At 39.5% G+C, this 9,645-nt stretch carries 10 protein-coding genes, 1 tRNA gene and 2 rRNA genes; 7 read left to right on the top strand and 6 right to left on the bottom strand.

Annotated features, from left to right (window positions below):
* The coding region (locus tag BM135_RS15785; protein WP_175486190.1) for a transposase at positions 1-183 on the top strand (183 nt) is incomplete at its 5' end.
* A 10-nt stretch (positions 184-193) separates the two neighbouring features.
* Here the strand turns inward: BM135_RS15785 and BM135_RS15780 are convergent.
* The gene (locus tag BM135_RS15780; RefSeq protein ID WP_092521392.1) at positions 194-535 is read right to left on the bottom strand and encodes a hypothetical protein; all 342 of its coding nucleotides are present in this window, start codon (positions 533-535) and stop codon (positions 194-196) included.
* Positions 536-701: 166 nt separating this feature from the next.
* Here BM135_RS15780 and BM135_RS18080 point away from each other — a divergent pair, with 166 nt between their 5' ends.
* The 6 genes from BM135_RS18080 (at position 702) to BM135_RS15750 (ending at position 6,955) form a co-directional block, all read left to right on the top strand.
* Positions 702-1,022, top strand: a complete 321-nt coding sequence (locus BM135_RS18080) for a DDE-type integrase/transposase/recombinase (RefSeq protein WP_092521390.1) — start codon at positions 702-704, stop codon at positions 1,020-1,022.
* Between the two features lie 436 nt (positions 1,023-1,458).
* The gene (treB, locus tag BM135_RS15770; protein WP_092521388.1) at positions 1,459-2,892 is read left to right on the top strand and encodes a PTS trehalose transporter subunit IIBC; all 1,434 of its coding nucleotides are present in this window, start codon (positions 1,459-1,461) and stop codon (positions 2,890-2,892) included.
* Between the two features lie 18 nt (positions 2,893-2,910).
* Positions 2,911-4,575: an alpha,alpha-phosphotrehalase gene (gene treC, locus BM135_RS15765; RefSeq protein ID WP_092521386.1), complete on the top strand. Its 1,665-nt coding sequence runs from the start codon at positions 2,911-2,913 to the stop codon at positions 4,573-4,575.
* A gap of 116 nt (positions 4,576-4,691) precedes the next feature.
* Complete coding sequence (locus tag BM135_RS15760) at positions 4,692-6,029, top strand: PI-PLC domain-containing protein (protein ID WP_092521384.1); 1,338 nt, start codon at positions 4,692-4,694, stop codon at positions 6,027-6,029.
* Positions 6,030-6,148: 119 nt separating this feature from the next.
* On the top strand, positions 6,149-6,628 hold the full coding sequence (locus BM135_RS15755; RefSeq protein ID WP_092521382.1) for a hypothetical protein: 480 nt from the start codon (positions 6,149-6,151) through the stop codon (positions 6,626-6,628).
* Positions 6,629-6,955 (top strand): lysozyme inhibitor LprI family protein, encoded by a 327-nt coding sequence (locus BM135_RS15750; protein WP_092521380.1) that lies wholly within the window; start codon positions 6,629-6,631, stop codon positions 6,953-6,955. It abuts the gene before it with no gap.
* 172 nt (positions 6,956-7,127) lie between these two features.
* On the opposite strand, the gene birA is transcribed toward BM135_RS15750, so the two are convergent.
* From birA to rrf (BM135_RS15725), 5 genes are all read right to left on the bottom strand, one after another.
* Positions 7,128-8,087 carry a bifunctional biotin--[acetyl-CoA-carboxylase] ligase/biotin operon repressor BirA gene (gene birA, locus BM135_RS15745; protein ID WP_092521378.1) on the bottom strand — a complete coding sequence of 320 codons (960 nt, stop codon included), beginning with the start codon at positions 8,085-8,087 and terminating at the stop codon, positions 7,128-7,130.
* Positions 8,084-9,124, bottom strand: a complete 1,041-nt coding sequence (gene murB, locus BM135_RS15740) for a UDP-N-acetylmuramate dehydrogenase (protein ID WP_092521376.1) — start codon at positions 9,122-9,124, stop codon at positions 8,084-8,086. Before murB ends, birA begins: the two co-directional genes overlap by 4 nt.
* A 151-nt stretch (positions 9,125-9,275) precedes the next feature.
* A 5S ribosomal RNA gene (rrf, locus tag BM135_RS15735) occupies positions 9,276-9,391 on the bottom strand.
* A gap of 34 nt (positions 9,392-9,425) precedes the next feature.
* A tRNA-Thr gene (locus tag BM135_RS15730) sits at positions 9,426-9,501 on the bottom strand.
* Positions 9,502-9,551: 50 nt separating this feature from the next.
* Positions 9,552-9,645 (bottom strand): 5S ribosomal RNA (gene rrf, locus BM135_RS15725); the annotation flags it as partial.

The following is a 9,645-nucleotide window of genomic DNA, read 5'->3' as shown; positions in this document are numbered from 1 at the left end:
TTTTTACCGGTTTATTCGCCATGGCTAAATAAGATTGAACGCCTGTGGCAATCCTTGCATGAAACCGTCACCCGAAATCATTGCTGTCAGTCTATATGGCCACTCTTAGCGTGCGTTGAAGAATTTATGATTGCCTTTTCATTAGGGCAACAACCGGGAATGAAAAAAATGAGTGTATCGTGATTATGAAAGCTTATTTAGCCTGGGCAGCTAAGATAGTTGCGTAAGCATTTTTCCCACTGTCATAATTGGTATTTAATTTGCCGTAAGCCCAATATATTTGTGCATCCTTACTAAAATGCCGACCTTTTGGTGATAACCAAACTGCCCATTCATTCCATTTATTAGCGTTTGACCACACTCCAACAACATAACTATGTCCACATTCCTTCATTAAGCTGATTGCAAACACGCTTGGGCTAAATGTGTTTGTTATAGACGGATGTTCTTTAACTGCCTCTTTCTCTGTTTCTTTCCCATTGGATGAACAACTTATTAACATAGGTATCAATAAGAGCAATGCACATGTTTTCATAATATTTCTCCAAATGATGGTAATTTGTGGGACAAAACTTCACTACATGAGGATTTGCGCCCATTGGAAAATGGTTACGCTGGTGCTGGCGACATTCTAAATATCACCATTCCTGCCAGATAAACGAAACTTAACTTGCGTGAAGATCGCCGGTAAATAGGCTTATCTGTACAAGGCTGTTGATAGTGAAGACAACACCATCGATTTCTACCTTTCACCCCAGCGCAATATCCGAACCGCCTGTCGGTTTTTAGAGAAAGCATTGAAAGGTTTCTGTGAGAATAAAGTGCCCATAATCCTCAATACGGATAAGGCTTCTAATTATGGCAGGGCACTCAATTTACTGAAGCATGAAGGTAATGACAAAACAATAATAGATGCATGCAAAAAATGGAATCTAAATAAACAAGACATATATAAGATTTTTAAAATAAGTAGCGTGTATGAAGGCAACTCCATACTATGCTTTCTCTCAAACCTCATGTGATATAACAGGAAAATCCAAGTTAAATGTAGAATATAGGATTTTCATATCAATGGCGGTGGAGTAATTACTTTTATAAATAACGATGACATTATTTATCGTGATTGCGACTCAGTAGAATGCGAACCTTTTTTATATTACCGTAGGACGGAATAAACCCATAACCCACGTCTATTAATTACCGAAGTAATTAAAAACTCTACAATAACAAGCGTTAACAATATAAAAAACCTTTAATTTCAAATCAATGGCATAAAATGTGATCTAAAACTCAAACAAAGCATCTTTTCATATTCAAAATACTAAGATCTGTCTAGGATTAACCTGCTATTATTTCAGTCTATTCATTATCTCATTACGAGAGTAATCATTCTGTTAATCGCACGTTAATAGAAAGATCCCATTATTTATCACTCCTGCCATACAAAGGAGAAAAGGCATGAAAAAAAAACAAGTAAATCAAAAGGATGTTGATAATCTTATCACCTTGATCGGTGGAAGAGAGAATATTGCTTCCGTCAGTCATTGTATTACCCGCCTCAGATTCGTTCTTAATACACCAGAAAATGCCGATGCCAAAGCCATTGAAGAATTACCGATGGTTAAGGGGTGTTTCACCAATGCCGGGCAATTTCAGGTGGTGATTGGAACGAATGTGGATATCTATTATAAAGCTTTGCTTGAGACCACAGGGAAACAATCCGTTAATAAAGAAGAAGTTAAACAAGCTGCTCGTCAAAATATGAAATGGTATGAAAATGCAATTTCACATTTTGCTGAGATCTTTTTCCCATTACTGCCCGCCCTGATTAGTGGTGGTTTAATTCTTGGTTTTCGTAACCTGATCGGGGATATCCCATTTAGTGAAGGAAAATCGCTCGCTCAACTCTACCCTGTTTGGCACAGTATCTATGATTTTCTCTGGCTCATCGGTGAAGCGATATTTTTCTACCTCCCTGTAGGTATCTGCTGGTCTGCGGTCAAAAAGATGGGCGGAACGCCAATTCTGGGAATTATTCTCGGAATTACGCTGGTTTCCCCGCAATTGATGAACGCTTATCTGCTGGGGCAGCAAGCGCCCGAAGTTTGGAATTTCGGCTGGTTCACCATTTCTAAAGTCGGTTATCAGGCACAGGTTATTCCTTCCTTATTAGCTGGTTTAACGTTGGGATGGATTGAAACGCGGCTGAAAAAATGGGTGCCAGACTACCTCTATCTTGTTATTGTTCCTGTGACTTCTCTGCTACTAGCAGTCTTCCTTGCCCATGCCCTGATTGGCCCTGCCGGACGCGCTATCGGGGACGGTGTTGCCTGGGCTGTCAAAGGATTAATGACAGGTAGTTTTGCTCCCATCGGTGCCGCCTTGTTTGGCTTCTTCTACGCTCCGCTGGTGATTACGGGTGTACATCAAACAACGCTGGCAATCGACCTGCAAATGATCCAAAGCACCGGAGGAACTCCAATCTGGCCTATTATTGCGCTGTCTAATATCGCTCAAGGTTCTGCTGTTGTCGGCATTGTCTGGGCCAGTAAGAAACAAAAAGAACGCGAGGTTTCCATTCCCGCGGCAATTTCAGCCTATCTGGGTGTCACTGAACCCGCCATGTACGGCATCAACCTTAAATACCGTTACCCAATGTTCTGCGCGATGATTGGCGCGGCTCTGGCTGGGCTGATTTGTGGACTCAATCATGTGACTGCCAATGGTATCGGCGTTGGAGGAATCCCAGGAATTCTTTCTATCAAGCCGCAATTCTGGATGATTTATCTTATTGCTATGCTCGTCGCAATTATTGTACCGCTCCTATTGACCGTTCTGACTTATCGTCGAAATGAACGCAAAGCAACCTTATCCAATGAACTAGCTAATTAATTTTGTAGGTATCTATTTATGACGGAACAAAAACCATGGTGGATGGATAGCGTTATCTATCAAATTTATCCAAAAAGTTTTCAGGATAGTACCGGTAGAGGTGTGGGAGATATCAACGGGATCACCCAACGGCTCGATTATCTACAGCGACTCGGTGTGGATGCTATCTGGATAACCCCAATTTACCCATCGCCACAAGTTGATAATGGCTATGATGTCGCTGATTACTGTGCTATCAATCCTGATTATGGTTCTATGGAGGACTTTGATAATTTGGTGCAAAATGCGCATCACCGTGGCATTCGCATTATTTTGGATATGGTTTTCAATCACACCTCAACCCAACATTCGTGGTTTCAAGCGGCGCAGGAAGTTGATAGCCCTTACCGCCAGTTTTATATCTGGCGGGATGGTTCCAAAGGTTCCCTACCCAATAACTGGAAATCTAAATTCGGCGGTAATGCGTGGCAATGGCATGCAGAGAGCCAACAATATTACCTTCACCTGTTTGCGGTAGAACAAGCCGACTTAAATTGGGAACATGAACCAGTTCGCGATGAGCTGAAAAAAATATGTGAGTTCTGGGCTGATCGTGGTGTTGATGGCTTGCGACTGGATGTCATTAATCTTGTCTCAAAACAGCAAGATTATCCTGATGATGATCACGGCGATGGCCGCCGATTCTACACCGATGGCCCGCTGATACATGAGTATCTGCAAGAAATGAGTCGTGATGTTTTCCAACCAAAAGGATTAATGACCGTTGGTGAAATGTCCTCTACAGGTCTTGAGCACTGTCAGCGCTATGCTGCTCTGGACGGAACGGCGCTGTCCATGACGTTTAATTTTCACCATCTGAAAGTTGATTATCCAAATGGAGAGAAATGGACGCTAGCAAAACCAGATTATGTTGAATTGAAAAAGATTTTCTCAACATGGCAGCAAGGTATGCACCAAAAAGCGTGGAATGCACTCTTCTGGTGTAATCATGATCAACCTCGCATTGTTTCTCGATTTGGGGATGAACATCAGTACCACAACATATCCGCCAAAATGCTGGCAATGGTGCTGCATGGTATGCAGGGTACTCCTTATATCTATCAGGGTGAAGAGTTGGGCATGACAAACCCTCACTTTACGCAGATTGAAGACTATCGGGATATCGAAAGCCTGAATATGTATCAAGAATGCATTGAGAAAGGCATAAAACCAGAGGACATACTGGCAATTTTGGAGCAGAAATCCCGTGACAACAGCCGAACTCCTATGCAATGGAATAATTCTGCAAATGCAGGATTCACCACAGGAACGCCGTGGATTGCGCCTTGCAGTAATTACTCAGAGATCAACGCCGAAGCAGCATTACAGGATGAAGATTCCGTCTTCTATTGCTACCACGATTTGATTAAATTGAGAAAGCAACAGCCTATCCTGACATATGGTGATTACTTGGATCTGCTGCCAGAACACCCGTCACTGTGGTGTTATCTGCGTCGTTGGCAGAATCAAACCTTGCTGGTCATCGCAAATCTAAGCGATGAAACACAACTTTGGTCTCCAGAAGCTTCTCTTTCAAACAAAGAATGGCAGGTATTAATAAGTAATTATTCATCTTCCCAAGAGGTTGATCATAAAATGAAAATTAAACCTTATGAGGCAATATACTTAATGTCCACACAATAATATTATTTATGCAGCACAATCTGTCATAATATATTGTTTACAAAATATTTTAGACACTCTACCTCGCTAAAAATAAGGCGAGGTAGAGTATGCTCAAACAACATTAACAAAAAAATATGTTTCAAATTTCAAATCTCATTCTAGTTAACAGCACCAATTCCTCTTGGAAAATAATTTCAAAGAATTTTCATAATATTGATATCTCAAATTTTCCAAAATCAATCAAATCTAAAGAAGACCTCTTTTTCTCCATTATATGTGTTGATAACAATATAACCGATTGTAATTTTGAAATAAAATATCAAATAATAGATTCAGAAAAAAATAGTTTTATAATACGGGGAAGATATAAAATCGAACTTGAAAAATTTGATTTAGAAATTCATCTAGATAATTTAGAAACAAGAAACTATAAAAAAGGCTCTATAGTCAGTCTTGGTTGGAAACCAAATGGATTGATTCACTTCTTTCTTATTGGTGATGTTGGTAATTATATAGGCCCTGATATAAATCCTGAATATTGGATGCAAAATTATAGCAATATACTGGGGGATCTGCCAGTTAATAAACTTTGTATTCCGGGTTCCCATGATGCAGGAATGAGTACAGTAACATGGAAAACCACTTTAGCTTCTGAATGCAACACTCTAACTCAATATAATGATGTCTTAGGGCAATTGAATCTCGGTATAAGATACTTTGATATTAGGCCTGTCCTCAGTGATGGAAAATTTTTTACTGGTCACTATAGAGATATAATTATATGGGAAGGCGCAAATGGTGAGTCAATTGAATCTATTATTAATGGAATAAATCTGTTTACAGAATCTCATAATGAGTTAATTATAATAAGACTTGATCATTCCCTCAATTTAGATGTAGGTTTCTGGCACAAATATCGTCATTTTAACAAAACTGAGTGGTTTGATTTATTCAATCAATTAGTTAACATTAAACACTTGTACTATCATAATGGTACGGAAAACATTTCCAACTCAACTTTAAACTCCCTAACCAATAATGGAACTCGCCCAGCCGTTTTATTCTTTATAGAAAACAAGAAAGCTGATATTGATCTGGAACAATATAAAAACTCTGGCTTTTTTTATCTTAGCGAGTTAGATATGTATCATCTTTATTCTAATACAAATAGCACATTTCAAATGGGGTCAGATCAAATTAAAAAGATGAAAGACTATGCTCCTAAACAATATTTTGAATTATCGTGGATCCTGACCCAAGATCCGTTACAAGCATCGACATGTGCTACAACACTCTCCTCTGATATTAAACATTTGGCAAATGAAGCAAATGATAAGTTAGTTGAATATCTTTATCAGCATATCACAGACACGGTGTATCCTAATATCATTCTTATCGATAATGTAAGAGACACAGTAACTACAATTTTCGCTCTAGCTATCACTTGGAAAGTACTTTCTTATTCTAAATAAGAGTAGAAAATATACCCGTCAGCATTACTCTTGCTAATCTATAGTTATATATTCATGCAATGGCATCTGTACAAAATCTGTGCCATACTTTTTTAGTCTCAAACAAGGAGTATGCCATTATGTTTTACTCAAAATACTTAACTTATTTGGGGGCAAGCTGTTTACTATTATCTGCCTTTGTACAAGCAAAAACACCATCCCAACAATTATCCCCAAGCCAGAAAGAATACCTGCAACAACAAATTAATGAACAAACGACAGATAAATCTGCTCTGTCAATGGTAAAGGATTGGTCAGATGCCAAAAAAGTGGCCGAGTTTATTTGTCGCCCTTTTGCTTTACCCATCATTAAGCAACATTACAGAGATGCTGATACAGTTTTCCTCGGTGATGTATCACCAGATAGTATAAGGCTCGAACACCCTTCTGAGTTGGTTGGTCTAGGCATGTATCGGACAGATGATGGCTGGCACGACATTCGATTCTCCTGCAAATTAGATGCAACCGGCAAAGCCAAGTCATTCCAGTTTGAAAAAATTGTGCCGCCAAAATTGCAAACCGGGCCAGGGCCTGTAGTTCTTCCCCATAAGGAGCAGTAAATGAAATATCTCTGGTTTATGTTACTTATCTTCTCTCCACTGAATTTCGCTGCCAGTTTTGACTGCACAAAAGCCAAGACACCGGATGAAAAGGCAATTTGTTCAAATTTAAAGCTGAATGATCTGGACGTGGAAATGAGTGTGAAATATCACTTTCTGCGGGGATTGTTTGCCATGGGAGTGTCAGGTGAGATATATGACAGCCAAACTGCATGGCTGAAACAGCGCCAAAAATGTAAGGGAGATACCGCCTGTTTACTGCAAAGTTACCGTACACGTATTAATCAACTTGATAAGCTGTATGATTTAATAGAGAAGCCGATTTGATCGTAAATATTCAGAGACTCAGGGAGAGGTTGCCTTTCCCTGAGTTCTTTATAAAAAATCATGTTACCCTTTTTTATAAATATCTGCGCGAAACTTGATTAAAGCAAAATGATGGATAAAAAATAATCACCTTGTAAATAATCTGAAGCCGGAAATATTTCCGACTTTATACTCAGCAACCCCTCAAGGAGATTTCGCCACCGATATAGGGCGTAATAACCCCGTTAATATCAAGTAACAGAGCGCCTTGTCGATCAATTCCACGGGCTATACCATGAACTTCCTGATCGCCAATAATTAATTTCGCAGGACGATCAATAAAATTATCTAACTTAAACCATTGGGGAATGAAAGGTGTTAGCCCCTCGTTTCCAAACTGAATTAATGATTCTTTAAGTTCCACTATGACTTCAGCAACCAACTTATTCCGCTCAAAAATCGTTCCTGCTTGTTGTAAATTAGTCCAATGCTGGTTAATTAATTTCTGTTGATCGTTACTCATCGAAATATTCATACCTATTCCGATCACAACATGAGCTGCATCTCCTGTTTTTCCCGTCAACTCAACCAATATTCCTGCTAGTTTTTTATCATCCAAATATAAATCATTCGGCCATTTTACTTTTACTCTCTCTGCGCCCTGACGGTTAAGAACTTCCGCAATGACAATACCTACTACTAAGCTTAAACCTATTGCTGCTGCTGGTCCCTGCTCCAAACGCCAATACATGGATAGATATAAGTTTCGACCAAAAGCAGAAACCCATTTCCTACCACGACGCCCTCTACCTGCATACTGGTATTCTGCAACACAAGCATCCCCTGAATCGAGTTCTGCTAATCTTTCCTGAATATACTGATTTGTGGAATCAATGACAGGTATCACTTCAATGTGATTATTGGGAAGATAATTTTTAATAACTTCTTTATCCAAGAGATTCATTGGGGCGGGGAAACGGTAACCTTTACCTGGAAGAGTTAGAACTTCGACTCCCCATTCACGAATAGTTTGAATATGTTTATTAATTCCTGCTCGACTCATTCCCAACTCTTGGCCAAGTTGTTGACCTGAATGAATCTCACCATCAGATAACACTTTAATTAGTTTTAACGGAGTACTAATATCTTTCATGAAATACATTCCACTGCATCTATCTCACCCTTACTACCAATGAAGCGAACCTCAGGCTCTAAGAAAATATTAAATTTTTCCGCAACTTTGTTATATACATAAGCAGCCAAAGCAACAACATCTTGTCCCGTTGCATTACCTTTATTAATTAATACCAATGCTTGTTTCGTATGTACGGCAGCACCACCAATAGAATAGCCCTTCAATTGACATTGATCGATAAGCCAACCCGCAGCAATCTTTACACTTTGCTCATTATAAGGATATTGGGGACAGTCTGGATATTCAGACTTAATTTTGCATGCCAATTCAATCGATACAATAGGATTTTTAAAGAAACTTCCAGCGTTCCCCATCAACGTAGGATCTGGCAGTTTACTCTGGCGCATTTCACACACCGCATCGAATATTTGTTTTGGAGTAACATTTTCTCGTGAAAACTGCGCTAAGGCACCGTACGTCAAAATTGGCTCCCATTTCTTATTCAAACATAAACCAACGGCGGTAATAGCATAACCATCTTTATATTGATGTTTAAAGATACTGTCTCTATACGCAAATTGACACTCATTCGCCGTTAGACGAATTGAATTGCCTGTTTTTAACTCGACAAAATCTACATATTCACAGACATGTTTAAACTCAATTCCATATGCGCCAATATTCTGGATTGGAGCAGACCCAACATTTCCGGGGATCAAGGCTAAATTTTCCAAGCCGTAGATTTGTTGTTTAAATAAATAAGTAATCAGCTCATGCCAATTTTCACCTGCACCAACATGAATATGCCATGCAATATCAGACTCTTGTACATTAATACCAAGGATACGATTTAGAATCACAGTACCTTTAAAATTCTCAGTGAAGAGGACGTTACTTCCCCCTCCCAGCAATAAAATAGAGTGATTCTTTTCTATTGCTTCTTGCCATAAGGCCAGAAGAGACTCAATAGAGATGGCTATACTGATATAATCAGCACTGGCTGAAATGCAAAATGTGTTTAACGTTTTTAGCTGAGTAGATTGACAAACAGACATTCACTTCAAACTCAATAGGTAATTTGAGCGTAGTCTATCAGACTCTACATTTGAAAGATAAGCAAGTAATTGACTAATACTTATATCTTGTTGAAAAAACTAGAAATGCAAAAGGCCACTCATATGAGTGGCCTTTTGACTGGATATTAAAGCTTGGCAGTTCCCTACTCTCACATGGGGAGACCCCACACTACCATCGGCGCTACGGTGTTTCACTGCTGAGTTCGGCATGGGGTCAGGTGGGACCACCGCGCTATTGCTGCCAAGCAAATTCTGTTTTACTTGCCGAACATATTATTCATGGTGCTGATACCCAGATTCGAACTGGGGACCTCACCCTTACCAAGGGTGTGCTCTACCAACTGAGCCATATCAGCAAATGCTAAAATAAAAAGTGTTGCCAAATGGGCAACACTTATAAATTGATGTCTGGCAGTGTCCTACTCTCACATGGGGAGGCCCCACACTACCATCGGCGCTACGGTGTTTCACTGCTGAGTTCGGCATGGGGTCAGGTGGGA

The sequence above is a fragment of the Xenorhabdus japonica genome (assembly GCF_900115195.1).
Taxonomy (GTDB): domain Bacteria; phylum Pseudomonadota; class Gammaproteobacteria; order Enterobacterales; family Enterobacteriaceae; genus Xenorhabdus; species Xenorhabdus japonica.
This window is presented reverse-complemented; position numbering and strand designations above follow the sequence as displayed.

What these genes read in the sequence shown, in the direction of transcription:
- murB (WP_092521376.1), bottom strand. Translation starts at nt 9,124, where the DNA reads ATGTCTGTTTGTCAATCTACTCAGCTAAAAACGTTAAACACATTTTGC.
- treC (WP_092521386.1), top strand. Translation starts at nt 2,911, where the DNA reads ATGACGGAACAAAAACCATGGTGGATGGATAGCGTTATCTATCAAATT.
- birA (WP_092521378.1), bottom strand. Translation starts at nt 8,087, where the DNA reads ATGAAAGATATTAGTACTCCGTTAAAACTAATTAAAGTGTTATCTGAT.
- BM135_RS15750 (WP_092521380.1), top strand. Translation starts at nt 6,629, where the DNA reads ATGAAATATCTCTGGTTTATGTTACTTATCTTCTCTCCACTGAATTTC.
- BM135_RS15760 (WP_092521384.1), top strand. Translation starts at nt 4,692, where the DNA reads ATGTTTCAAATTTCAAATCTCATTCTAGTTAACAGCACCAATTCCTCT.
- treB (WP_092521388.1), top strand. Translation starts at nt 1,459, where the DNA reads ATGAAAAAAAAACAAGTAAATCAAAAGGATGTTGATAATCTTATCACC.
- BM135_RS15780 (WP_092521392.1), bottom strand. Translation starts at nt 535, where the DNA reads ATGAAAACATGTGCATTGCTCTTATTGATACCTATGTTAATAAGTTGT.
- BM135_RS15755 (WP_092521382.1), top strand. Translation starts at nt 6,149, where the DNA reads ATGTTTTACTCAAAATACTTAACTTATTTGGGGGCAAGCTGTTTACTA.